Origin of the sequence: Parabacteroides sp. AF17-3 (genome assembly GCF_003635445.1) — a bacterium.
GTDB lineage: Bacteria > Bacteroidota > Bacteroidia > Bacteroidales > Tannerellaceae > Parabacteroides > Parabacteroides goldsteinii.
The window spans coordinates 140232-166733 of record NZ_QTMM01000015.1; the positions used below are offsets into that span (position 1 = coordinate 140232).

Genomic DNA, 26502 nt, shown 5'->3' on the forward strand with positions numbered 1-26502 from the left:
ATAAAAAAGAAAAGGTTGTCATCCCGACAACCAATCTTCATTGCTAACCTTAAATCTAATACCATGAAAAACACAGTGCAAATATAAGCACTTTATGTTATTCAGCATAGTTTTATAGCACAATTCATACTTATTTTAGCAATAATTTAGTAGAACACCTTATTTGACAAGGTATATTAACAATCAATTCTTATCTTTCATATATTCATCCGCTTTCTCCTTCATCCGTTCAACACGTTTAGCTGTTTCAGGATGGCTTGAAAACATCTGGCGAAATTTGGATGATTTCGGTGCATCTTCACTCAAACTCATCAGTTTATTCAATGAATTATGCATGCTGTACGGATCAAGGCCATTGGCTACACTAAACTCAAAGCCGTAATCGTCTGCTTCATTTTCCTGTTTTTGAGAATATTGTGCACCGGCCAATGCTGTTGCCAGGTCGCCTAACTGGGAATCCGATAATTTAGCTACGACATCACTGGTTGCTCCTGCGGCATTTTTTGCAGCCGAAGTCAGATAAGCGTTCTTCATGGCATCTTTCGAATCGGAATGGAGCACATGACCGATTTCATGTCCGATAACAGCCATTACTTCATTGTCGTCCATCACTTTCATCAATCCGCCGCAAACACGGACACTACCGTCGCCACAGGCAAAAGCATTTACGTCGATAACATTGTATACCTTAAAATTCAGATCCAGTCCGTCAACTTTGATATCCTTTGTCAGACGTTCCAGACGCTGTCCCATCTCCGTATCGGGGCCGGCCACTTCATTATGGGTATCCATCCATTCGATATATTCACGACTCATGGTCACTATATCGGCATCACTAAGTGTGATAGCCTTAGCAACATCGGTAGCGGCGCTAACCACTTTCTTGGTGTTAATTGTTTTCCCTCCGATTTTAAACTGCGCAGAAGCAGTCAGGCTGACACCAGCCAGCAAGATTACTGATAATAACGTTGTTCTCATACTCAATTTGTTATTTACATACATTAGTTTGTTTGCATTTGCATAAATTCCATCAACTGGTTAAATGTGACATCTTTTAGTATAACTTTTTTCGTCTTATCCAACAGGTAAAGGGTTGGAATTGCTTTCAGATCATATATCTCATCATTTTTAAGGCTTACCGTATTATCATAGGAGTTTATCCAGGCTGCCGGTACATCAGGGATATGTTTCCGCCAGGCTTCCAGATCCTCATCGGGATAGACAGCCAGAATCTTTAGTTTCTTATCAGACATCATCCGGCCGATCAACGGATCACCCGACAACTGTTCCGTAATTTCTTTACAGGCATGACAATCCGGATTGTAGAAGAATAACAAAAGATAATCAGCCTTTACATTATATAATGTACCGGTTTTCCCATCAGCCAAGGTATAAGTAAAGTCGATTGCCGGCTCACCTACCCTGTTCTTTAATGCCAGTTCCAGTAAATGGGCAGGACGGATTTTATTTACTTCATCGAGGACCGGTGCGGCCAGGACGGATTCGAGTACAGGGATATACAAAGATTCATCGCGCATCGGAGAGTTAGGATCGTAAAGATACTTTTCATACAGACCGGCCATATGAGCAAAGAAGCTGCTGTCAGCCGCAGCCTTGTGCATCATACCTTTGATGGAAGAGGTCGCAACTTCCGGAGTCACATATTTCATCAGGTCGATATAGTTGGTAAGTGCCTGTTCCGTAATATCCGGCAGATGGATATACGCCGTATCGGTAAAATCAAATTTATCCCAATAATGCTGGACCAGATATTTGGCTCGTTCGCCCGGATCGGTAATCATACTGGGAACGGCAACCATTTCAAAGGTTCTCGGCGTTGTATCCTCTTTCTCTGTTTTTGCTGTCTGCTGGCCGTGACATGAGTTAAAAATCAACGCAAATGCCAGCAAGCAAAGTATTCTGACTATCATATCTTTATGTTTTTACATGCAAATATAATAGTTACTACAGTTTCAGATATCACTTTAGCCAATTATTTTATAGAGAATCCCTCCTGACTCTACTTTATAAATCAAAAAGTCAGGAGGGAGGGAGCGGTTAACATTCAATTTTAACGTATAATCACCTTTTCGGTTTTTTGCCGGTTGCGGGTGGTTACAGTAACCAGAGTAACTTGTTCAGGAATAAACACATCGAGAGAAACAGTACTTTGACGAATAGCTTGCTTATTATATATCAGTCTACCGTTTAAAGCATGTATTTTTACAGATTCAATCGGATCATCAACAGAACTGCTTACTACGACCCGGCCGTTGCTGACAGCAATACGTATATCCGAATCCGGAATGTCATTCTCCTCTATTTCACCTATCCGCAGGAACAACCGTCCTTCTACAAAACCTGTCTGATTATCAAATGTATATTCAGGATTCTCCCTCATATTCTGCAATGTTCCCGTAAAAGTATCCTGCAGATAAATATCCTGAGCCGTATCAAAAGTTTCCATTCCGGATAAGCGAAGGGTCAACTCACCTTTGACATCGGTACGGATACCCAGTTCAATGGGTTTCGATAAATCGCCCAATGTACGGATAGAAGCCGCCTTTCCATCCAGTAACGTATATAAAACAGCCGGTTCTGTATTCTCTTCCGAAAAGAGAGTCCACATATCTTTGCGTGCATTATACCGGTTTTCTTCAAGCGGAACATATTTCAGACGAATATGACTCTGGGCTACCTGATTCCTCAACACGTCCATCTTCAGCGTTGCCTCTTCCATTCTGCGGGAGGAACGCAGGGTGATGTCAGACGTTGTTGTCGACATCATGAAATTGAATTGAAGCTCAGATATCTGTCCTATCTTTTCTACAATAAAGGATTGCATAGGTGCAATAAGATACGGATCATTTGAAAAAACCCCTGGGTTATAAGCTTCAAACGTTTCATTATCCGTCCATATATAATAACCGCCAGTTATAGCCTGATTGGCTGCTTTAAATTGATTGAAATTCAGATGTGACATAAAAGGATTGCCTAACAAAGCTGTCGTATAGCCTGTTTGATCGTTTTTCACAGTCACATTAAAGTTCTTATTTTCATTATCTAATGGTCGGTTACCTTCCATCTCTTCTATACACTGCTCATAAGTAAACCGCCCTATACCGGTACGATCCATTGTCTTTGTTTCGCCCAGATAAACACCATGATAATTCCACATTGAATAGGTAACGCTATCCTTTGGGAAACGGAAAGACTGCAGTTCTGCTTCGATGTCTTCTCCATCATAGACTCCGATAGCATATCCGAGCCCCAGAGACAAATCTTCGGTCAGCGTATTGAAAGGATTCGAGAAGTCGCCTGTCACCTTTGCCGGTGTATCTTGTGTCTGTGGATTGGTGGTATTATATTTCATCATATAAACTGTTGGATTCTGACGCTTTATATTTCCTTCGACAAAATAATCACCGGAATACATTGCACGTAAAGGAGCCGAGACAGTATACCAACGACCTGGTTTCACATCAAGATCCACTTCTGCAAATCTGTAGTTCAAATAATTCGTACGAGCCACTCCGCCCCCCATCTTGAAGGTTATCGTATCGCAAGCTGGGCGGAGAGAAAAGAATCCGTCATTCTGCTTTTCTTTCTGTTGATTCAGATATAACTGACTATTGGTATAATCATTTACCACATTCAATGAGTCTACTGTCGGCTTTATCAACAGAGGATAATGACCTAACAGATTGGTTTGATCCACTTTGATTGATTCATTGGGGATGATCACATTAGTACAGTATCCGGGTACACCGTTGTCCCAGTTTCTGAAATCATTCCAGTTGTTTGCTTCACCATTACCGGTCCAGGTGGTTACTTTGGGGAATAGTACAAACTCATGCATAGAAGCCTCAGTACATCCCACGGAATTATTGGCAGTCAACGAAACCGTATAAAATCCCGGAGCATAATCGTCCAACTTTATTTTCAAAGCTTTTGCTGTAGTATCGGAAACGACCGTCCCACCGACCATCCAGGTATAACTTGCATAAGGATTATTATCACTCACTTGCGTATCCTGGTTGGTTATAGTGATATACCCGTCTCTATCTACATCGGAATAGCAGAAAGCTGTTCGGTTACCGGCCAGCGAAGGTGTAGGAATCTTATCTATAGAGGCTGCAAAAAGTAATTCACGAGGCTCTGACACAGCCATACAGGCATAATTCGGAATACCGGCAAAACCTCCCGACTGAGCTACTACTAAACGATAATATCCATTGTTGGCTGCTGTAAAAGGGTAGATTTCGAATTTTGATTTATCAGTCGTGATCACTCCTGAAGTCACCTCTCCGATAACACTGGCAAGGGGTTGCCACGGACCATCTTTTCCGGTAGGACTAAACTCCCATCGATAGTCCAAATAGTTTCCTAAGGTACCGTCATCCGTATAAGTTCCTTTCAGGATAAGCACTCCCTCATCTTCTGCACAAACATAACCGTTTACAGACGGCACGAGGGTCACGGGAGGGATAACCAGATAAATTTCAATATCATCCATCAACACATCATTTCCCCCTCCGGTACCAAAGTTGTTATTGACAACTTCCAGAGTTATACTGGTTACATTCTCCGGAACAAGGAACCTGAATCCGAATTGTCTCCAATTATTACCTTCCCCATCAAGCATATTTCCGGAAAGATATTCTGCTAATATATCTCCTGTTTCTGTGTTTGTCAATATAAATTTAAGATTCACTTTCTCCAGTCCGTTCCATTTTACAAAGCTGGTAAACCATCCTGTAATAACTAATTCGATATTACGGCATGAGCCCAGGTTCGTTAATTGATGAGTATAGAAACGTCCGGGAGTCTCTGTAGCGTTTACAGCGACCAAATAACCATGAGTTTCATTAGGCTGGTCTTCATAAATATGGTCTGTCATAGCCATCCAGCCATTAGAACTCCCTGCGGGACTTTTCTTCGTAATCATATAACCGCCTTCCGGCAAATTGCCATCACCGGATTTATACTGTTCGTAATCAATCGTAATATAATCGATTGGCTCTTGTTTTATATTCGGATCTCCGGGAACTGTTCCCCCAAAGTTCTCCCTGTGTATACGGCGGGCATTTGCCGGAGAAATAGCAGCATCTACGCTACCACACAAATAACCAGGCAGTAAATAGTATGCGACTCTCTCATCCAAAAGGGGAACTCCGTTCATATCACATATCTCTACCCAATAGGTTCTTGCTTTAAACTGTCCGCCTGTATTTCTTTCGTTCTGGACAGACAGGGTATGTGTCTTTCCGTCAGACAGTATTACAGGATCCTCTATGGCTTGCGTAGAAGAATATTTCTGATCATAATCATACTCATCCTGATCAGGCAGTAGATCTTCCGTACCTCCGTCTTTACTAGTGTACCATTTATACGTAACTCCAGTTATTTCTGGGGCCTCCATATGAATAAGCGAAGGCAAATAACCTGGTTCACCCAAACTCACCATTCCTGGAAGATATTCACCACTTCCCCTATAAACTGTAGCTTGATCTTTCGTCATGTTATCCGGACATACGAAATAGGTTTTCGATTTAGATGCATCTTCCGGTATAAATTTAACCGAATCAGAATAGACAGATACATTATCTCCTGTTACCACAAAACGATAATAAATAGTCTCATGAATGGCATTTGTTGTATAATCGGTCGTAAAATTTCCATTTCCGACAATACCGGTAGCTCCCGTTCCACTACTATTGATCCACCCTCCGGTCTCAAGACGTTGCTGCCATTGATAGGTGAGCGAGCCTGTCAAACTACCGCAGGCATACCCCCCTGTCAGGGTTTCTTTCTTACCGGATAACACAATCATCTCCGTCTTTGTTGGTGTAAATATCTGTGCCGGGCTCAATAATTTTATTTCAATATCATCCAATGCAACCCCCTTACCCCAGTCCCAGGCTCCTTCCGTAAATAGGGAAAGTGTAGCGGTAGTAGCACCTTGCGGTACAAAAAAGTCAAATCCATATTGTTTCCAGAGACTATTACTTCCTCCGCGAATATCTCCTGTCGTATATTCTTGGGTATCTCCGTTATCGAAACCGACAAGAAATTTGAAATTCTGCTTGGTATTGGTGTTTTTCTCCAGATTGGCAATCCAGGCTTTAAACGATAGTTTCGAACCACCACAAAGATTGGAAAGCGTCGTTTTATAAAATGGCATACTTTCACCATCCGACGTACCCCTGGCGTGAACCAGCAGAAAGTAACCGTCTTTACAACTGGAATGATCTGTTACATCCGTATTCCAGTTTGTCGTACTTTCAGAATTATCCTCATTTGTCCAGTAATTCAGGTATACTTGATTCGTTATTATATAGTTACCGCTGCCGGGGTTGGGTCTTACGATTCCCTCCGACACCTGGGTATATTCATATCCGGGAATAACATATTGATTGTCGGCTTTATAAATAAAATCCTGTGTAGAACCACACCCTCCAAAGTCTTCTCTGATCAGGTAATTGGCATCCCGAAACAGTCGCACAGGTTCTGAGGCCAGAGCTTCCGTAAAATCTGTATCACCACCATTCCCCTTGATTACCAACACTCTGTAATAGTAACCGTCTACCACCGCTGGTATAGTCCCGGTAAAAGTTCCGCTGTTACCTGTCGCCGTACCGTCCGATCCTGCAATATCTGCCCATCCATTACCATCGGCACTTCTTTGCCACCTGTAATTGATAGAAGGACTGATATATTTATAATCCACCATAAAATCCACATTGAAACCGACAGTACTTCCCGACACTGGAGATTTGATAGTTATAAATGATTCATATCCGGTGAGGGAGATATCATCTAATCCAAGCCACAAATTATCACCTACAGATGATATACGTATTTTAATATCATCGTCCTGATAACTAAGAGGAATGTAAAACAATAATTTTCTTTCTTCCCATTCGTCGCTTACCTTAAACTTTGCAGAGTCCATCACAATACCTCCAGCATCTTCAACTTCCAACTTAAACTGATAGGGAAGAGTATCGACCCTCCCCCACAAGGCAACCTGCCATGTACTGAGAGAAAAGGTTTGTCCCAACATGTCTGTTGTTACCGGAATACTGGCTTCATAAACAGTCTTCTCTGTATTTGTACGGTTCACAGCGTACATAAAATAACCTTTTGAATTGTCTCCAGGGATACTGTGATCCTCAAAGCCACCTTTACCGCCACCGTCTCCGTCTCCCCAATTCCACTCTACACCCGGAAAACCGGGGATAGACAACTTCCATCCGGCCAGTTTTGTGATTGCATAAGTGGCAGCGCCTCCCTGATCCAGTTTAATCGGTCTTTCCCCGTAAGCTTGTTCGGCTTTGTCCCTGTTGTAGGCTCTGTCATCGGGGAGTCCGTAAGTAAAATCCGTTGTTATTGTTGGATGCGGACCAGCAGCAAGCCACCAGTCGCCCGAAGCTCCTGCCTGGTTTGTCGAATCGGTAGAGGGCCAGTTTCCACCAAAGTCCTCCTTCAACAGATATTCGACCGCTGTGTACTCTACAGTAACTATATCCGAATACAAAGTTTTACTACCTGCCGTGACTACAAGCCGGTAATAGACAAGACCTTCCATACTTTCCGCCGCAGGAGTGAATTCTGTTGTAAAAGATGTTCCATTAGCTCCTCCTGTCGCTCCCGTACCAGTGGCCTGAACCCAAGAACTACCGTCATATTTCTGCCATACATAGGAATAAGCTTCACTTCCTAAAGGATTGTTATATTTTGCCAGAAAAGGAGCAGCAACCTGTGTGTTGACTTTCGTATAGGTGTATAAAGAAGCAGGAGATGCCATCTGTATCGCCTTCATGTTCACCGTTATATCATCCACCCCAAATTTGTGCTTCTTATTTTCATATCCATATTTATCAACAAGACTGAAAGTAATCGCTCCATCCTGGGTAGCTGTAACAGAATGAGACCAATAAATCCATCCGCCATTCGAATTTGCATAGTTGGCCGAAGTTTTAGCCTGACCGCCAAGTCCGGTTCCCGTAGCTTGTATTTCAAAATTATATCCGCCATCCACATCGTCATAATAAACGCCAAACTTAACAATCTCTCCTTTCTTTACATAAGAGATTGTAGCAGCATAGATTTTTTTAGGATCGGTACCTGCTTCCTTCACGACAAAAAGATAATATCCGGTTCCTGTGGTATGATCGGGATGTGGCCATTGTGGAGGTTCACCGTGACCAACAAGGTTTGAATTTTTAGTAATGATACATTTTCCGGCATCATCGGCCATAGGTACAGTGGCAGCATACGTGAAATCATAGTAACTCCATATTCCCGGATTAGGATCTATGTAGTTACCGCTAAATTCGGGTCTCTCAAAATCTTCATTGATAACGTTTACTTTTGTTGCCTGTTGTGCTTTCACCTGTCCACCGACCAATAATAGTCCCAGAAATACGATGAGTTGCATCTGCTTAATACAGATTGTCTTTTTTGAAATATTTGTCATAACCCTTATGCTTATTTAGAATATGATTGACTGATTTCTGATCAGAATATTCGAGTTACTTTTTACCTCCGGTACAGCAGACCGGGTAACAGTCTCTATAAACTCTGGTTTGGACTCCAGCAGAACAGGCGATCCGATAGAGATCATTTTTTCTATATTCAGTTTGTACCAGTTATTCCGTACCACACCGAAACGTCCGTATTTTCCGATACCTTGTGCTTCTGCAACGGAAAAATGTTCTATTGGTACCTCATAATACATTTCACCGTTTTTATAAAATGAAAGATTGGCAGATTCTGCCGGTTTTTCGTTTCTCCAATTAGAAAAGTTAAAATCAGGATGGTCCTCTTTAAATTGTCTGATCGCTTCGAGAATACCCTTCCGAAGATATATATGAATATGTTCTGTTGTAGAGGCCGAGGCGTAGATCTCCACATCCTCCGGACGGAGAATAAAAAAAGTGGTATTGTCTTTATTATAATTATTGTATTTATAATTTTCGATATCCGTATTTCCTCCTTTAAATACAAAGAACCCCTCGATCGGTTTTAACGGAAGCTCCGGATTCACCTCTGTACTCTTCTCACCAAACTGCTCTCTTTTAAGAACCGCTTTAAAGATAACCCTAGTCACGACATCTTTCTTTTGTTCATTTTGAACCATGGTATTTTCGGGTATGTACACCGGTTGAGTGTCTCCCTTTTTCCATGACCAGTAATTATAATATTTATAATCGGAGAGTTGAGGATACAGCTTTTTAGCCGTACTATTGGTACCCGGATTTAATTCTGTGCCATCCAATACATAGCTGAAATTTTGTTTTTTCGCATCTGTTCCTGAAAAGCCAGAGAAGTTAGGGTCTTCAGCGTAAAAATATTCCCGGTCGATATCTCCCTGTTCTTCGATTACCGTTCCTCCGGCTTTATATGTAAGATGTCTGAGCCAATAGCTTTTTTTATTGACTACATCGATTTCCCAGGTAAGGTCAGTTGCAACCATATAACGCACCCGATCGGAAACAAGTCCCAGGCCATCATATGTATGAAGATAAGGTTTGGCACTACACTGTTTCGTTTTCCGGTTAAATGTACCGGTGCAACCTTGCACCGGACATTTAATACAATCTTCCGGTATATCGTATCCTTCATCACCCCAGGGAGCTTCTGATTGGTTATTATAATCCAGCAACATCACAAATCGTCCGTAGGGAGCTACTGCAGTAGATTTGGTATTTGCGGTACCAGCATAATCACAAGTGACTTTTGCTGCCACACGTTCCAGATTGATGAAAGCCGGATTGTTCTCTGCTTTTTCTTTAGTAGCATAGAAGTTTCCGGGTATTAGTTCGACAAGTTTTTGGGAATTCATCATCAGGAAATAAGCCGGTTCTTCGTATGTTCCCTCTTCTCCGATCACGGTACGGGAACGGAACATACCGATAGTAGTATTGAATGCAACATCCAATGCGGTGACATGTTCTCCTTTTTCCGTTTTTGCCTTAATCGAATCATTGGGATTGATCACGATTAGCATATCATAATTGCTCCGTTCAAATGTGCGTGCTATTGTCTGAATGAAGATTCTGTTCCCATCAGTGGTCCAATTATAGAGATCACTTCCGGTAACTTTAAAATCATTGTTATCGGGCTGCACCTGTATATCCAGATCCAGACAATATTTAACAACACCACCTTCATAGAGAACCATTCTTACTCCATCTATCAGTATTTCTGAAATACTCCCCCTGTCTACTCCTTCATAGGCTTTCGTACCCATATAATCATTTGGCAAAGGTATTCTCATTGCCAGCGAAAACATATTCCCTGTACCGCTGGGAATACTTTCTTCTGGGATATTTCCAAGATCATCGATAGGGGTTTCTGTACCCGTACAAGAGACAAGCCATAAGGCTAATCCCAACATCAAAAAAATACGATATACATACTGCTTCATTCTTCTTTCACTAAAATTAATCGCTTAACACGCCCGGTAGAATTTAAGTAAACCAGGTTTCCGCACTCACAACTTCAAACTTTATCTATATGCTGTCAAAGTTCTATCCCCTGCCCCCTTTCCACCCAGGGAAGAATAGTAAATTCAACAGATAACCAAGATTTATCTTTGTCATCCGGTTCGGGTCTGTCTTTCGGTATTTCACCCGTACCATAATTCTTTATACTGGTCAGTAACAGATTATACCAACTATTGCGGACAACTCCATAGCGACCATATGCCATAGACTCACTTTGAAGTTCGTCTCTGAAATGGCGGATAGGCACATAGTAATAATTAGGTGCACCTGCCGCAAAAAAACTTACTGTTCCATTCGATTTAACAACATCTTTCGACGTATCGGGAACGTCTGTATATCCATTAAAGTCCTCAGAACCTTTCATACGATCCAAAATAGCAGGTAAAACAATAATACTGGCATTTGTAGCCTCCTCGGTAAGTACCTTCCATGTTTTACCAATACTGGTAATAATTGTCTCCGGATTATTATAAGCTGCATGAATCTGCTGTATATCCGTAAAAGTGAAAGCCATATTACGAAATAAGAAATATGGAGCACCCGGTAGTAAGGATGTGCCAAAATACGTTGTTTTAGGAGTTATAACCGCAGATATCAGAACACAGGTAGTTACATCCTCCCATTGCTCCGATGCGACCATTGTGTTTTCTGTGACATATGTTTCAGTAGGTTCATCAGATGTTGAAGGTTTAAAGGGAAGAGCTATAGTTCCGGATTTATAAATAAATTCATTTGTAAGCGAAGCTATAAGATTTGGATTACGACTATGGCTGAATCCATTCCAGTTAGGATCTGTGGCATACATATATATTCGATTCGTCGCAATAGCGACTTCAGGGATTGTTTGTGTAACAACACCGGATGAAATAGAGTTTTTGTCAAGCATAGGAGCCGCATTTCTCATCCAGAATGTTTTCCTGTTAATAACATCGACATCCCATTTAATCTCACCGATATTCGCACCCAGTGTCGCCGAAGCGGCATTAAGATTATCAGCTACGCTCAAAGTCACTTTAGCCACTGCACGTTCAACGTCTAATTTTACAGGTGCAGCTTCAGCCTTGGCCTCGGTATCATAAATATCACTCTTATCCACCTCAACTAAGCCAGCAAAGTTACTCATCAAAAAGTTGTCCCTTATCTGTTCTCCCATAGTAAGCTGGTCAACAGTGACTTCAGCCGCAGCAGTCATAATACCTAATTTTTCACCTTTGCCCGTTAAGCCCTTCAGTACGGCAGGAGGATTAATAAATACCGTAAGTTTATAATTATCTTTTATAACTTCCTTCGCTTTTATTCTGTATGTAGTAGTATTCGTCCCCTGTAATATACTGTGGATGTCATTACCCGGCGAAGTCGGAGTACCTATATCCGTCAGCACAAACTGATACTTCACCTCACTAGTAACCGGATCATCACCATTATACAGGACAATCAGGATTGACTTCACTTTATTTTCATCCGCAGTTCCATAATGCAGAGAGTCCAGAGTTTTTGTCTCCGTACCGCGAACACTGCTATTGCTCAGTACAAGGGAGATATAACCAACCGGGCCGTCATTATCGTCTGTTTTACCCTGATCGTTTATTTCATTAGAGCAGGAAGTAAAGATTGCTCCAGCCATCAAAATAGTCAAAACTATTTTTTTGATATATATAATTTTTATAAGAATCCTCTTAATTACGCAAGCTATCATATAGTTTTTACTCTATCTAACCGTTCCAGGTTATGAATAATCATTTCTTGCAGACATGGGAGGATTTCTCCTGGTGTTCGTACTGATAGTTATAAAACTAAAATCAGGCATTTATGCCTCTACTAAAGCACCTCGATACTTTTTCGACTTTTCTAAATTTCTATTAGTGGATTAAAAACAATATTCATTAATGTGGTCTCCACTCCATGTCGCATCCATTAAACACTCATTTTTTACTCTCAATCAAATAACAATTCCTTACTTTGCTTTGTTGAGTATCAGACAAACTTAGATAAAAAGACAGATTAAAACGTACCTTATAAAAAAGTTTTTTATTTATCCTTGTTTGCTATAATAATTTAAGACTACTGTCTTAATGTAGACAAAGATAATATATAGATGTCTTTATAAAGATGTATTGAACTTAAAAAAGGTAGAAATTCAGCAATTTAATATCTATTTGCTTTTGTTAATTATAAACAAAATTGTCGACAGTTATCAGTAACATGACTGAAAACTATCGACAATCGATTTATTGGGAATATAATTTTGTCTAGTATCTATGCTAAACAAATTACATCAGGTTCTATTAAGTTTTTTATTTAATACGTCCCGTGCCATCCAGAAAGTTCAGGTAAGCCTTCTGGCCTGCCGATACGCTTATGGCTTCAGGATCACCTCCGTTCTTCCGGTATTCTATTTTATTGTTCAGGACAATAAACTCACTGCGCCACCAGTCGGTAGACGGCAACTTAACACACATACGTAATGTGCCACCGGCAACAAAAGCAGGTGAAACAAATTCACCTTCCCCGGAAGGTACTGTAAATTTACGGGCTTCATCAAATGTATCCCAACCGCCGGATGGATCACCGGTCACATAGACATTGGGAGTAAGAAATTCAAGCGTATAAACCAGATTCTTTCCATCTACAACAGTTGTCACTACCAAAATATACCAGCCGGCATTTTTAACACCGATATTCTGTCCGCCACTGCCGTCATCTACACCGGACACTCCGGCTAAAGAGGCCGATGCCGCCGGAACAAGACCTTCGGAATAAGCGACCTGATTACCGTCCCATAAAGGTTGCGCATTGAACTTCATTTCGTTATTACCGCCAAAATACTGCATGGACCAGAATTTACCCGGAGTATCCGTTACCGGGATCATTTCAACCCATTTACCCCAACTGCTTCCGGAGGCAAAATCACCTACCAGGTACATCTGTCCCGGCAAAGTGACAGGAGGTTCCACATTATAACCCAACACTTTCGGTAGTTCGATGACATTGGACGTGATTTGTCCCGCTCCATTATTCGTAAGGGAAGCGTTCAAACGAATATAAACCGGCATGGGTGTCTCCGGCAATTCGGTATTATCGTTCGAAGCCTTCCACAAATCCAACAAAGCCATGGCAAAGTCAACGGCGTCTATATTCAACTCTGGCAGTGGGTAAGCCGGGGATAAGGTGGCATAATTTGCTTTTGTACCGGCTGCCTCATCGGCCTCCTTAAAAGTTTCTTCCAGAGAGAGCTGTACTTTATAGGTGGTAGAAGCCACGTATCCGTAATTAGGTTGCGTACAGGTCAGTTCAATGGAAGAAAGATTCTTCAGATCATATACTTCATTTGCCTGTGCCGGTGTATTCAGGTTGAACTCAGTTGGTTCCTGAAAAACCGGATTATCGTCTCTGTCTTCTCCGCAACCGGTCCAGCATAATGAACCGGCTAAAAGGAGCACATATATATTCAGTTTCTTCATTTGTTTACAGATTTGGAAGTTATTATTTTAATGATTCATATCCCGGGTTTTGCACCAGGTTCGGATTGGCTGTCAGGTCGCGGTCGCTGATCGGATAGATATTGAAGCGACTGTCGATATTTGCAACGCCTTCCAGTGTACCCCCTTTATATGCCCAGGCATAATCCTTAGTGAATTTTCCGAAACGTACGAGGTCGGAACGACGCTGTCCTTCCCAATATAATTCGCGGGCACGTTCATCGAGAATAAAATCAAGAGACAGGTCAGAGGCTGTAATATTGGCACTCTTATCACCGTTAGCACGTTCACGCAGTTGGTTTACATACTCAACGGCCTGTTCCTTATTGGTTCCGGCAGCATTGCGTACGGCACATTCCGCATAAATCAGGTAGATGTCTGCCAGACGGAACAACGGGAAGTCGGTGTTCGGATCGGGTGTCGGAGTTACTGCTGCGCCGTCCCAGCCCAGATTCGTAAATTTATGGCACAGGTAGCCGGTGTTCCAGTCCTGCATTTTCGATTCAGGAGTACGCGTTCCGGCACCATCATAGAAAGCATAACGTTTATCTTTCTTAATCAGGCTGCCGTGGCTGTCGGTTCCCGCATCCGGACTTTCGTTGAAGAATCCGATCATCTGCTGTGTCGGCTTCAGGCAAGTCCACGAAGAAGACATTCCGAACCAGGTCTGGTCCATATCGCCGCCATAGGCAGCAGCTGTCAGCATAATTGTACTACCATAGCTTTTTGCATTGACATTATCGAAAGGAATCGCGTAGATAATTTCATTCTTATGCATACCCGTCAGATGGTTTTCACCACAGAAGAGGTTGGCATAATTATCTTCCAGACCGAACCCGGCGTCAATTACTTTCTGGGCATATACAGCAGCCTTGTCATACATCGGTTTGCCGGTATAAACTTCTGCATTCAGATACATTTTGGCAAGAAGCGTGTTAATAACCGGTCTGGTTACACGACCGTACGTTACCATAGAAGGCGTTTCGTCCAGATTACCATTTTCGGAAAGATCGATCAATTCGGCTATGATCTTGTCAAACAATGCCTCCGCCCCTATCTGTGACGGTTTCCACGACTTATCGTCTGTCGGGCTGTCATCCCAAACAACACCCGGATTGCGATAAAGGTCGATCAGGTAATAATAATTCATTGCCCGGAGTCCGCGCACCTGGTCACGATATTTCTGAATATCCGGAATGTCGCTGTCTGCCGCATAAACGTCCAGGAATTCCTTGCAGTAACGAACATTCAGCATGGCACGCTGGTAGAATGAATAAGCATAAGGCAATGTATAATCCCAATTCAGCTGACATAACTCCACAATACCTTCGTCTGCCCAGTTCCAGATCGCTTCATCGGAAGGGAACAATTGCAAGGAGAGCAATCCGCGGAGAAAAACCAGCGAACCCTGGTCACCCCCCTGCAAGTCCGGTTCGACATTCGTATCGGAAGAGTTTCCCGACAAGCCGAAACCGGAATAGATTTTAGCCAGAAAGGACTGGCAGTCGGCTTCATTATGGATAGAACTGCTGGATTTATCCAGTATCGGCTCCTGATCGAGGTCGCCCAGACAGGAAGTAGCCCATACACAACATAAAGAGGCAAGGCCCAATGATATATATTTTTTCAGTTTCATGATAGATGCATTTTAGAAATTGATGTTAACTCCGAATAATACTGTTATCGGACGCGGATATACGTTGTTATCCATACCGTCGTTCACTTCAGGATCGAGACCGTCATACTTGGTTATGATGATCGGGTTCTGCACGGTTGCATAAAAGCGGGCATTCCAGCTACTTTTGATAAACTTGTCGACATTATATCCCAATGTAATATTGTCGATCTTCAGAAACGAAGCATTCTGGATATAGTAATCCGACAAACGCTGGCGTGACTGGAATCCGGTTTTCAAAGCTGATATAGGTTTATTGCTCAACGCATTGTTCCCAAACAATTCGTTGACGCCCAATGCTGCATTGGCGGCCGTCGAGTTGAAATTGTAATTGCCCAGGCTGACACGTCCGTTGAAACCTAAATCCCACTGCTTATACGTGAATTTGGAGTTGAAGCCCATCAACACGTCTGCGGTCGGTTTCTTATAACGATAGAGGTCGTTATCGGTAATTACACCGTCACCGTTACGATCCACATACTCACCTTCGATCGGGTTTCCGTCGGCATCATACACTTGCTGGAAAACATAGAATGTACCCGGAGCATAGCCGACGCTATGGATCTTCAGACGCAAACCACCGTCACCACCTGTCGATTCAAAGCGTTTACCCGGTGAGTCGGAATTATCGTTATAAGTCAGTTCCGTAATTTTTGTCTTGTTGTAAGCGATATTGAATCCCAGGTCCCAACTAAAGTCACGACTTACTATCGGACGGGTATTGATAGAAAATTCAACCCCTTTGTTTTCGAGCGAACCGATATTCGAAACAACATATTCGGCAAAGTCAGTTCCGGCCGGCACATTCACTTCCGCATTGATAAGGTCTTTTGTCTTACGGATATAACCATCCAAAGAACCGGTAATACGGCCGTTCAGGAATCCGTAATCGATACCGACATTATAGGTCGTCGTTGTCTCCCATTTCAGATTCGGGTTGGCGGCAGTCGGTGCCAATACATTTATCCAGGTCACATTTCCGGCAGCATCATAAACAGGATACATGGCTCCCCCTTTTCCTTCCCGGTAAAATGAAAGATACGGATAATCGCCCTGGTTAATATCCTGCTGCCCGGTAACACCCCAGCCTAAACGCAACTTCAATTCATCCAGGCTACTGAAATCTTTCATAAAACCTTCTTCATTCATCTTCCATCCCAAAGCCAGCGAAGGGAAGAGTCCCCAGCGTTTATCTTTGGCAAAACGGGAAGAGGCATCATCACGCAAGGTGAAAGTCAACAGATATTTATCCATCAACGAGTAATTCATACGTCCGTAGAAAGAGGCCAGTACATATTTGGTATCTGTTTCCTTATATTCGTTGCTTACGGTCGTATTCTGTCCGAACGTTTCCGGCTTGCGCGACAAATAATAAGTCACATTATCCGTCTGCGTCTGGTAACTCTGATAAGAATAACCAGCCATGATGTCGAAACGGCTGGCTACCGACGGTAGTTCTTTGGAATACTGTGCATAGAAATCAAACAGTTTGTTTTTATGTGTACTATTATAGATACGGTTACTTCCGGTGGCGTCATCGTCCGGCTGATAAGAACCGGGAGCATTCGGATCTATATATTTCTTTCCTTCCACAGATGTATAATCGATACCCATATTCATATTAAAGCGTAAATCCGGCAAGAAGTGCAGTTTGTAATCGAACTGCGCATTTCCGATAAACGACTTGGCTGTCGAACGGTCATCGACCATTTCCAACATAGAAACAGGGTTGACTCCGGCTGAGGTCGCTCTGGTGCCGTCCGGTGTGTAATCGCCGGTCCAGGTAAAATAACCTCCGTATTTACTGCCGTTTGTTACCGGCTTGGTCGGGTCGAAGCTAACCGCGCTTCCCAAAGCACCCGTATCGGCAAAACGGTTTTTGATATAAACGCCTTTACCATTCAGGTTTACATTCAGGTGATCCTGAAAGAAAGAAGGAGTCAATGAAACACTTCCGGTATATCGCTGGAAATTAGATGTTTTCAGAATACCATTCTGATCAGTATAACCGAAAGAGACACGGTAAGGCATAAATTCTTTGACGGAACCGTAGGCACTGATATTATGGTCGGTCGAAATTGCCGTACGCAACACTTCATCCTGCCAGTCTGTGCTGACATTCGGGAAGAGATTCAACGCATTCAACATACCCTCCGTCGTGTTCGGAGCATTTGTGATATAATCACGGTATTCATCCCCGTTCATTACATCCACTTTATTACGTTTCGTGCTGACAGACACATTACCGCTGTAATTGATCTTGACACTACCGCTCTTTCCTTTTTTCGTTGTAATGATGATAACACCATTCGAGGCACGGGAACCGTAGATTGCAGTAGCCGATGCATCTTTCAGGACTGTAAAAGACTCGATATCAGAAGGGTTTATCGTACTCAGGGGATTGCTCAACCCGTCCGGGGCACTGTTACCCATAATCACACCGTCGATAACCACCAACGGATCGTTTTTAGCAGACAGGGAAGAACCGCCACGGATACGGATCGAAGAAGAGGAACCCGGTTGTCCGGTAGAAGAGGCAACGGATACACCGGCCACCTTACCCATCAACATATCCTGGGGACTGACCTGCAAGCCACGGTTCTTTTCATCCGGTTTAATGGCAATAACGGAACCGGTAGCATCATTCTTCTTAACCGTACCGTATCCGATCACGACAACATTCTCCAACATCTGGGAATCTTCTGCCAGAATAATATTCATATCAGAAGCAGCAGGCAACTCCTGCATCTTATATCCGATAAATGAAACAGAGATAATATCGCCTTTAGAGGCAGACAACAGAAACTTACCGTCTATATCGGTAACGGTCCCGTTCGTCGTTCCCTTTATAATAACATTCGCCCCGATAACCGGTTCTCCTGTAGAATCTTTCACAACTCCGGTCACTGTCATTTGCTGGGCAAAAACAGAAACGGACATACACAAGCCTGCGATCAGCATCAACAGTGCTTTAAACCTTAAACGTTTCATGTGCTTAAATTTAAGTTCTTTACAAGTTTACTTAATAACCTTAACAATCCTTTTACCTTATAGATTTTTTAACCCTTTTAACTCTTTCGGGTCGCTCACTTCCTGAATGCTGATGGCAAAGCCGCCGCCACTGGCTGCGTTCAAATTCAATTTGCTTTTGCTTGTCAACACACCTTTCTTTATAGTATATGCCTGCGGATTATTTTTCCAGTCGGCATCTTTAGCATCAGCATAAACTACGGCCACATATTTCTTTCCCGGATCGAGGAAGTCGAAAGACAGGCGGGATTCGTGTCCGTTCTCATCGGCCGTACAGCCAACGAACCAGTTACCTGTTCCTTTTGCTTTGCGGGCAATCGTGATATAATCGCCCGGCTCTGCTTCCAGGTAAAGCGATTTGTCCCAATCGAGAGCGACATCTTTAATAAACTGGAAGGCATCGGCATACTGTTCGTAATGTTCGGGGACATCGGCTGCCATCTGGAGCGGACTGTACATCGTTACGTAAAGTGCCAGCTGGCGTGCCAGTGTCGAACGAACCTGTGATGTGTTCGACGGATTCATCGCGCTGCAATGTGTTTCAAAGATACCCGGCGTATAATCCATCGGGCCACCGATCAGACGGGTAAAAGGAAGAATCGTTGTATGATCCACGTTATTACCTCCAAATGATTCATATTCTGTTCCGCGGGCCGATTCATTACCGATCAGGTTCGGATAGGTACGGCACAGGCCGGTCGGGCGTGTTGCTTCGTGAGCATTTACCATGATCTTGTAGTCGGCTGCTTTCTTCACTGCATACAGATAATGGTTACACATCCACTGTCCGTAATGATGTTCTCCGCGGGGAATGATATCGCCTACGTAACCGCTCTTTACACTGGTATAACCATTGTCTACCATGAACTGATAGGCTTGATCCATATGACGTTCGTAATTACGGACGGAAGCGGATGTTTCGTGGTGCATCATCATCTTTATTCCTTTGCTGGCTGCATAACGATGAATTTCCTGTACGTCAAAATCAGGATAGGGAGTAACAAAGTCGAATACATAGTCTTTGCTCTTGCCGAACCAGTCTTCCCAACCTTCGTTCCAACCTTCCACCAGGACGGCATCGAAACCGTTGGCTGCCGCAAAGTCGATATACCGCTTTACGTTCGTTGTATTGGCAGAGTGACGGCCGTTAGGTTTTGTTTTTGAATAATCGGTTTCCCCTAGTTTCACGCTGCTCAGTTCGTCGGTATAAGCCCATGTTCCTTTGTTGGTAATCATATCCCACCATACACCGATATATTTAGTCGGCTTGATCCAGGATACATCGTCCAGCTTACACGGTTCGTTCAGGTTCAATGTGATGCGGGATGCCAGGATATTACGGGCATCATCGCTTACGATAACCGTTCTCCACGGTGACTGGCAAGGTGTCTGCATATATCCTTTATCGCCTTTTGCATCCGGTGTCAACCATGATTCGAACGTCATCGTTTTGTCATCCAGATTCAGATGCATACAGGAATAATCAACTAAAGCGGCCTCATGCAGGTTGATATATAATCCGTTATCCGATTTCATCATTAACGGAGTCTGTACACCGGTCTGCGAGAAAGGTGTTTGTGATGAGTTGGGAGTAACAGCTTCTTTCATCAAACCGCGGATCTCGCTCAGGCGAGAGGTCATGGTACTATATTCCTGTGTATCGTAATCGCCCGGCAACCAGAATGTCTTATGGTCGCCTGCCATAGCGAACTGCGACTTTTCTTCCTTGATCACGAAGTAGTTCAACTCTTTCTGTTGCGGGAATTCATAACGGAAACCCAGTCCGTCGTTGAACAGGCGGAAGCGAACCACGATAGATCGGTCGTTGGAAGGTTGTTCCAGCGTTACAGCCAGTTCGTTGTAATTATTACGGATTTCTTTTTCCTCGCCCCAAACCGGTTGCCAGATTTCATTGAAGCTGGAAGTACGAGTATCCTTTATCCGGAAACCGTCATACAGATTCGTTTTCTTATCCAGTGCATCCACGTCCTTGCGTTGCTTGAACTCAAAGTCGACGGCGGCATCCGCATCTTCTTTCTTCAATTCCAATCCCAGATGGCTGGGTTTGATCACTTCTTTCCGTTTATAACTCAGGTCATAAACCGGTGCACCCTTTTCATCCAACCGGAAGTTCATTTCCAGGTTTCCGTCAGGCGACAACAATTGCTGTGCATAACTGATCGTGCTGCATCCGAGCAGGGCGATCCATATTAATACTTTACTTCTCATGGTGTTATTATATGATTTAATTAACTTTTCCGAATTCAAGGATCAGTACGCCTTTACCTTTCAGCGGTAAAGAGGTCTGCAAATCGATCTGCCGATCATTCAACAGGTCGTAAGCCCGACGGGCGGGAAGCACTTCCTGATAAGGAGCCAGATCGACCGTGCGGCCGGCATCAGAACCGTTCAGGAAAACGACAACGGAATGATTTCCATACTTACGTTCGTAAACGTATACTTCGTTCTGCGTAATAAAATGTTTGAACGAGCCTTTGGCTATCGCATCATTGCCTTTTCGCCAGTTGAGCAACTTACTTATATATGTATAAGCTTCGTTCTGCTGAGGGGTACGACCGGCCGGAGTAAATGCGTTTTGCTTGTCACCAGCCCATCCGCCAGGGAAGTCACGACGCAGAACACCATCACCTTCGGCTTTATCGGCAGCCATCAGTATTTCAGTGCCATAATAAATCTGCGGGATACCACGAACGGTCAGCAGGAAAGCCAAAGCCTGTTTGTAGCGGTTCAGGTCACCTGTAGGCGGTACTTTATAAAAACGGGAGGTATCGTGGTTATCGAGAAATACCAACAGATTCATCGGGTCGGCATACACGATATCCTGTGTCAGGTAATCATAGATATGTGCCAGTCCCCTATCCCAGCTGTTCGTCTCTTCATCGAATGCCGACGACATAATATTCATCAATGGGAAATCCATGACCGAAGGCAGGTAAGAGTTCCGGGGATAAGCCACTTTGCTGTCCTTCTGCCAGAAAGAGACACCTACATTATTTCCGATCCACGTCTCTCCTACGATATTGAAATCGGGGTATTCAGCATTAACAGCCCTACACCAGCGTGCCATCATATCGAAATCGGCATACGGATGCGTATCTTGTCGGATACCGTTGATCCCGGCATATTCAATCCACCAGATACTGTTCTGGATCAGGTAAGAAGCCACGTGCCGGTTACGTTGGTTCAGGTCGGGCATCGACTGGGTGAACCAGCCGTCTATATTTTTCACTTTGTCATAATCAGAACGGTAAGTGTCGGCCTGCGGCATCGTCTGGTAACCGGTCTGTACGAAATTATCCTGGAAGTTGAACCAGTTGTCGGACGGCTTATCGGTAAAGAAGAAATGTTCGCTTCCGCAATGGTTAAAGATCATATCCATTACGATCTTCAATCCTTTATCGTGGGCAGCACTAACCAGTTGGCGAAACTCTTCATTATCACCGAAGCGAGGATCGACTTCATAATAATCAGTAATGGCATACCCGTGATAGGAACCTTCGGTCATATCGTTCTTCAGGATAGGATTCAGCCAGATGGCGGTAACGCCCAGGTCGGAGAAATAATCCAGATGATCGGCTATCCCTTTCAGGTCACCTCCATGGCGGGCATACATATCCGTACGATCCACTTTCGACTCGCGCATTCCGGGAACGACATCATTCTTCGGATCACCGTTGGCGAAACGGTCGGGCATGATCAGGTATAAAACGTCTGAAGCATGGAAACCTTTCCGGACAGACGAATCCTTCTCGCGTTCTTTTATCTGATAAGGGATGATCGTTTGTTCCCCGTTCTTTGTCAGTTGAATGTTAAATTCTTGGGGAGCTGTTTCCGACAGATCCAGATAAAGCAGTAAGTAATTCGGATTTTGTAGCTTCACGATCTCTTTCACGCGAATATCGGAAGCAGTTATCGATACGCTATCGGTCGCGATATCCGTACCGTATAATAGGATTTGCAGTTCGGGATTCTTCATACCCGACCACCAGAAAGCAGGTTCCACTTTCTGTATTTTTACGCCTGACAAAACAGGCAGGCAAAAGCCCAGACATAATACAAAGGTTACAATTATCTTTTTCATGGAATGATTTGTTGGTGAACGATGCAAATGTAGCGGGATGGATTACCGGGAAAACGTATTAGAAAAAAAATCAAAACCTTAAAAACTCCTTTTTACCTGTAATACAACACAATAACACATTTCAATCAGGCAAAAAATCAAAACGCATTAGAAGGTATTTCAAATGTATTTCACTACCTTTGCGCTAGATGAATCAAATCAACAACATGAAAAACACGCTATATTCTCTTTTTCTACTCCTTTTGTCGATATTGCCGGCATATGCATCCGGCGATAAGCCGACGATCAAATCCCTGCTCAAAGAGCTGGATCGTACTATCGCAATGAAAGCCGACTTTCACAAACAGCGGGAACACGAGATAGACAGTATCCGGAAACTGGCACATGCCACTCCTTCGCCGGAGGAAAAATACCACCTGTACAGCTCCCTGTACGGAATCTACCTACATTACCAGGCCGACTCGGCACTGCATTATCTGGAAAAAAGGAAAGAGCTCCTTCCGTCTCTCCAAAATCCACAGTACGAGAACGATTTATGGATCGCAAGAGCCGAAGTTCTGGGAATCATGGGACTTTACAATGAGGTGGCCGCCCAACTGGAACAGGTACGCCGGGATCAACTGGACAACCAGACCCTGCTTTACTACTATTATACCTGCCGTACTTACTACGGTTGGATAGCAGACTACACCCGTACCGACGAGCGACATAAGTATATCGAAAAAACGAATGCCTACCGCGACTCCATCTTATCCCTCACAACCAACCAGCTTGACCACAGTGTGGTACTGGCCGACAAAATGATCGTAGAGGGACAAGCGGATAAAGCAATCGAACTGATCGATAAAGAATTGGCAGGGTTGGACAATCAGGAGTCACTTGTCTATCTGTTATACAACCTGTCGCAGGCCTATGCCCAGAAAGGCGACACCGAAAAACAAATCTATTACCTGGCACAAACCGCCATAGCCGACCTGAAAACAGCTAAACGTGAATATATCTCCCTGCAAAAACTGGCATTGCTGATGTTTGAAAAGGGAGATATCGAACGAGCCTACAAATACCTGAGTTGCTCGATGGAAGATGCCGTTGCCTGTAATGCCCGCCTCCGTTCGGTAGAAGTAACAGAGTTTTTCCCGATCGTGGATAAAGTGTATAAACTGAAAATAGAGAAAGAGAAACAGATATCGCGCACGTTACTGATCAGTGTGAGCTTTTTATCCTTCTTATTATTGGTAACAATCATCTACCTGTACCGGCAGATGAAGAAACTTTCCCTCATGCGAAAAGCAGTCAGTGCCTCCAATGAGCAATTACAGGAGATCAATAAAGAATTGAGCCAGGCCAGCAAAATAAAGGAAGAGTACATTGCCCTTTACCTGAACCAATGTGTCATCTATCTGGATAAACTGGATACGTACCGCCGTTCTTTAGCTAAACTGGCTATGGCCTCCAAACTGGATGACTTATTCAAAACAATCAAGTCCGAACAATTCATACGCGATGAACGGAAGAATTTCTACAATGAGTTCGATAAATCGTTCCTGAAGCTATTCCCCCATTTCATCAAATCGTTTAACGACCTGATGACGGAGGAAGGAAAGCTAAGCCCAAAATCAGGAGAGATATTATCTACGGAACTCCGTATCTTCGCCCTGATCCGCTTGGGAATCAACGACAGCAGCAATATCGCCCATTTTCTGGGTTATTCGCTGGCTACCGTTTATTCGTATCGCAGCAAAGTGAGAAGCAAAGCGCTCGACAAAGAGAAGTTTGAAGAGCTGGTTGCTTTGCTTTAAGTCTGAAGTGATTTAAAATCGATAACCCACCGACAAATTCATTCCCTGCAGGGTAAAGCTGTTTAGGGTATAGGTTGCCAGTTTCTTATTGGCACTGCCGGGTATGAATTCGTAGACATCGACGGTATCGCTACGGTAACCAGCCTGTAACCCCGCTTCAACATAGAAACCCCGCCAGATCGGTTGAAGCCAGCCCACGGAGATCCCGCCGCCATAGAACAAACCGGTACTGTTATCCTCCAGCTCCTTTATACGTACATTAAAACTCCCATACTGCCCGTACACCCCGGCATACAGTCCACGGAAACGACTGTCGCCCCACAACCACCAGCGCGGTTCTACCTCCAGACAGGTCATGCTGAACAGATTATACTGATCCCCTTTATTGTAAGGCATTGCATAGGCAAACGACACCTGCGCCGAGAAACGCTCCATAAAGTACACCTCCGCTGCCACATTCGCTACCGGCGAATACATCGACCCGTCGGGCAACAAACCGGCAGACAACAATGCATTCGTCTTTATCCCCAATCCGACAGTCCCCAGGAGGAAATGGCTGGCTGGTACAGATTTTGAGACAGACTTCGGCGCCGGTTCAGCCACAGTTTTCACCTTCTTCGTTCGGGGTTGCCCTGCTGTAGCCTTCTGCTTGCCGGACGGTTCCATATCTTCTTCGGAAGAACTTGAAACAACCGACTGCCGCTTCGTTACGACCGGATGTTTCTTTACTTCAACAATCACGCGGTTATCCAGATCGGTACAGGCATCGACATCGAGTTCAAACAGGTCGGGATCGTCCAGGCAGCAGCTTCCCGTCAGATACTCCTGCAAAAAGGTGGCCTGTCTCATCGCCAACTCGCGGGCGGCAGGGTCGTAGCGTTTTGAGACACTCTGAAGCGCTGTCAGTGAAACGGTATATTCGCCTGTTGACAGTTGGTGGCTGCAATCCGACAGCAGCGTGATCAGCTCTTCCAGGTTATTGGCCGTTTGCAGCCGTTGGTGATTGATACGTTCCGTTCCTTTGATAAAATGGATAGTGTAGCTCTGTCCGGCAGCTGTAAAGGCCAACAAACAGAGTATAGCCAGCAGTCCGGAGAATCGTGTACGTTGTTTCATTTCCGTATATTATTTGATTGATTGTTGTTTCTTTTCATTGTTTCGCCAGGCTTTTCGCCAGATTGCACGCTCGCTGCAACGATATGGGCTCGGTGGCATCTATTCCGTAGTCGACCGGACAGGGCAGTTCCAGTTGAATACCAGAGGGAAGAGCATCGAACGATGATGTATCGAGCGACGATAATACCCTTATATTCCGGTCATAGATATAGACCCAAAACACTTCTCTCCCATAATAAAGCCGTGCCAACAAACGTAGGGTCATCCCCGGTCGTGTAATGATAGAGGCCGGAATGACAGTCGCTTTCTTTTTACGCCGGGGCTGCATGACTTTTTTGACAGTCCTTGCAGCGGACGGACGGATAGTTTCCGGACGAGTAGTTTCCGGACTAACTGGAACATGTGCGGGTGGTGGTATAGATTCAGTTTGTAACAGGGATTCCTCCGTGTCCTCCGCATTGTTTGTGTCCTCCGTTTCGTCTGTGGTATCCGCATTGCTCACCTCATCCGATATCTCTTCAGCTACCCAGAAGCAGGTGTCCTCTTCGGCAGGTGGAACAGGCGGGGGATATTGAAAATCGGTTTCCTCCGGTACAGGCTGTTTCGTTTCCTGATTCCAGCTCGATACCCACAGGAAGCCGGCCAACAGCAAAAGGTTGGCTCCCAGCAGTACACCGCCCCAAAGCTTTATTCTCTGTTGTTCTTTCCGGATATAACTCAGTTCTTTGCTCTCTTTCCGGATGTTCTCCGAATTACGATCTTCTTCCCCCATCATTACGGTATGTTT

The 26502-nt window shown here is 44.0% G+C and carries 13 protein-coding genes; 1 reads left to right on the plus strand and 12 read right to left on the minus strand.

Annotated elements, in window-relative coordinates; all coding sequences use genetic code 11:
• Positions 1-183: 183 nt before the first annotated feature.
• From DWW91_RS19655 to DWW91_RS19700, 10 genes are all read right to left on the minus strand, one after another.
• Positions 184-978, minus strand: a complete 795-nt coding sequence (locus tag DWW91_RS19655; RefSeq protein ID WP_007657687.1) for a M48 family metallopeptidase — start codon at positions 976-978, stop codon at positions 184-186.
• 23 nt (positions 979-1001) lie between these two features.
• The gene (locus DWW91_RS19660) at positions 1002-1931 is read right to left on the minus strand and encodes a DUF5106 domain-containing protein (protein WP_010800153.1); all 930 of its coding nucleotides are present in this window, start codon (positions 1929-1931) and stop codon (positions 1002-1004) included.
• Positions 1932-2071: 140 nt separating this feature from the next.
• The gene (locus DWW91_RS19665) at positions 2072-8482 is read right to left on the minus strand and encodes a hypothetical protein (RefSeq protein ID WP_122328697.1); all 6411 of its coding nucleotides are present in this window, start codon (positions 8480-8482) and stop codon (positions 2072-2074) included.
• Positions 8483-8497: 15 nt separating this feature from the next.
• A complete protein-coding gene (locus DWW91_RS19670) occupies positions 8498-10435 on the minus strand; it encodes a fimbria major subunit (RefSeq protein WP_122328698.1) in 1938 nt (645 codons plus the stop codon).
• 95 nt (positions 10436-10530) lie between these two features.
• Positions 10531-12210, minus strand: coding sequence for an Mfa1 family fimbria major subunit (locus DWW91_RS19675; RefSeq protein WP_122328699.1), 1680 nt, complete (start codon positions 12208-12210; stop codon positions 10531-10533).
• Between the two features lie 598 nt (positions 12211-12808).
• The gene (locus DWW91_RS19680) at positions 12809-13975 is read right to left on the minus strand and encodes a SusF/SusE family outer membrane protein (RefSeq protein WP_122328700.1); all 1167 of its coding nucleotides are present in this window, start codon (positions 13973-13975) and stop codon (positions 12809-12811) included.
• Between the two features lie 22 nt (positions 13976-13997).
• Positions 13998-15629 (minus strand): RagB/SusD family nutrient uptake outer membrane protein, encoded by a 1632-nt coding sequence (locus DWW91_RS19685; RefSeq protein ID WP_122328701.1) that lies wholly within the window; start codon positions 15627-15629, stop codon positions 13998-14000.
• A gap of 12 nt (positions 15630-15641) precedes the next feature.
• Positions 15642-18659 (minus strand): TonB-dependent receptor, encoded by a 3018-nt coding sequence (locus tag DWW91_RS19690; RefSeq protein ID WP_122328702.1) that lies wholly within the window; start codon positions 18657-18659, stop codon positions 15642-15644.
• Between the two features lie 57 nt (positions 18660-18716).
• On the minus strand, positions 18717-20927 hold the full coding sequence (locus DWW91_RS19695) for a glycoside hydrolase family 97 protein (RefSeq protein ID WP_122328703.1): 2211 nt from the start codon (positions 20925-20927) through the stop codon (positions 18717-18719).
• A 16-nt stretch (positions 20928-20943) separates the two neighbouring features.
• Positions 20944-22800, minus strand: coding sequence for a glycoside hydrolase family 13 protein (locus DWW91_RS19700; RefSeq protein WP_122328704.1), 1857 nt, complete (start codon positions 22798-22800; stop codon positions 20944-20946).
• A 206-nt stretch (positions 22801-23006) separates the two neighbouring features.
• Between DWW91_RS19700 and DWW91_RS19705 the strand changes: the two genes are divergently transcribed.
• Positions 23007-24599, plus strand: a complete 1593-nt coding sequence (locus DWW91_RS19705) for a DUF6377 domain-containing protein (protein ID WP_199722610.1) — start codon at positions 23007-23009, stop codon at positions 24597-24599.
• Between the two features lie 12 nt (positions 24600-24611).
• Here DWW91_RS19705 and DWW91_RS19710 read toward each other — a convergent pair whose 3' ends face one another.
• Both DWW91_RS19710 and DWW91_RS19715 read right to left on the minus strand, forming a co-directional pair.
• Entirely contained in the window at positions 24612-25715 is a 1104-nt protein-coding gene (locus DWW91_RS19710; protein ID WP_122328706.1) for a DUF3575 domain-containing protein, read from the minus strand.
• A gap of 34 nt (positions 25716-25749) precedes the next feature.
• Positions 25750-26490, minus strand: a complete 741-nt coding sequence (locus DWW91_RS19715) for a hypothetical protein (RefSeq protein ID WP_233584533.1) — start codon at positions 26488-26490, stop codon at positions 25750-25752.
• Positions 26491-26502: the final 12 nt, after the last annotated feature.

What these genes read in the sequence shown, in the direction of transcription:
- DWW91_RS19655 (WP_007657687.1), bottom strand. Translation starts at nt 978, where the DNA reads ATGAGAACAACGTTATTATCAGTAATCTTGCTGGCTGGTGTCAGCCTG.
- DWW91_RS19660 (WP_010800153.1), bottom strand. Translation starts at nt 1,931, where the DNA reads ATGATAGTCAGAATACTTTGCTTGCTGGCATTTGCGTTGATTTTTAAC.
- DWW91_RS19665 (WP_122328697.1), bottom strand. Translation starts at nt 8,482, where the DNA reads ATGACAAATATTTCAAAAAAGACAATCTGTATTAAGCAGATGCAACTC.
- DWW91_RS19670 (WP_122328698.1), bottom strand. Translation starts at nt 10,435, where the DNA reads ATGAAGCAGTATGTATATCGTATTTTTTTGATGTTGGGATTAGCCTTA.
- DWW91_RS19675 (WP_122328699.1), bottom strand. Translation starts at nt 12,210, where the DNA reads ATGATAGCTTGCGTAATTAAGAGGATTCTTATAAAAATTATATATATC.
- DWW91_RS19680 (WP_122328700.1), bottom strand. Translation starts at nt 13,975, where the DNA reads ATGAAGAAACTGAATATATATGTGCTCCTTTTAGCCGGTTCATTATGC.
- DWW91_RS19685 (WP_122328701.1), bottom strand. Translation starts at nt 15,629, where the DNA reads ATGAAACTGAAAAAATATATATCATTGGGCCTTGCCTCTTTATGTTGT.
- DWW91_RS19690 (WP_122328702.1), bottom strand. Translation starts at nt 18,659, where the DNA reads ATGAAACGTTTAAGGTTTAAAGCACTGTTGATGCTGATCGCAGGCTTG.
- DWW91_RS19695 (WP_122328703.1), bottom strand. Translation starts at nt 20,927, where the DNA reads ATGAGAAGTAAAGTATTAATATGGATCGCCCTGCTCGGATGCAGCACG.
- DWW91_RS19700 (WP_122328704.1), bottom strand. Translation starts at nt 22,800, where the DNA reads ATGAAAAAGATAATTGTAACCTTTGTATTATGTCTGGGCTTTTGCCTG.
- DWW91_RS19705 (WP_199722610.1), top strand. Translation starts at nt 23,007, where the DNA reads ATGAAAAACACGCTATATTCTCTTTTTCTACTCCTTTTGTCGATATTG.
- DWW91_RS19710 (WP_122328706.1), bottom strand. Translation starts at nt 25,715, where the DNA reads ATGAAACAACGTACACGATTCTCCGGACTGCTGGCTATACTCTGTTTG.
- DWW91_RS19715 (WP_233584533.1), bottom strand. Translation starts at nt 26,490, where the DNA reads ATGATGGGGGAAGAAGATCGTAATTCGGAGAACATCCGGAAAGAGAGC.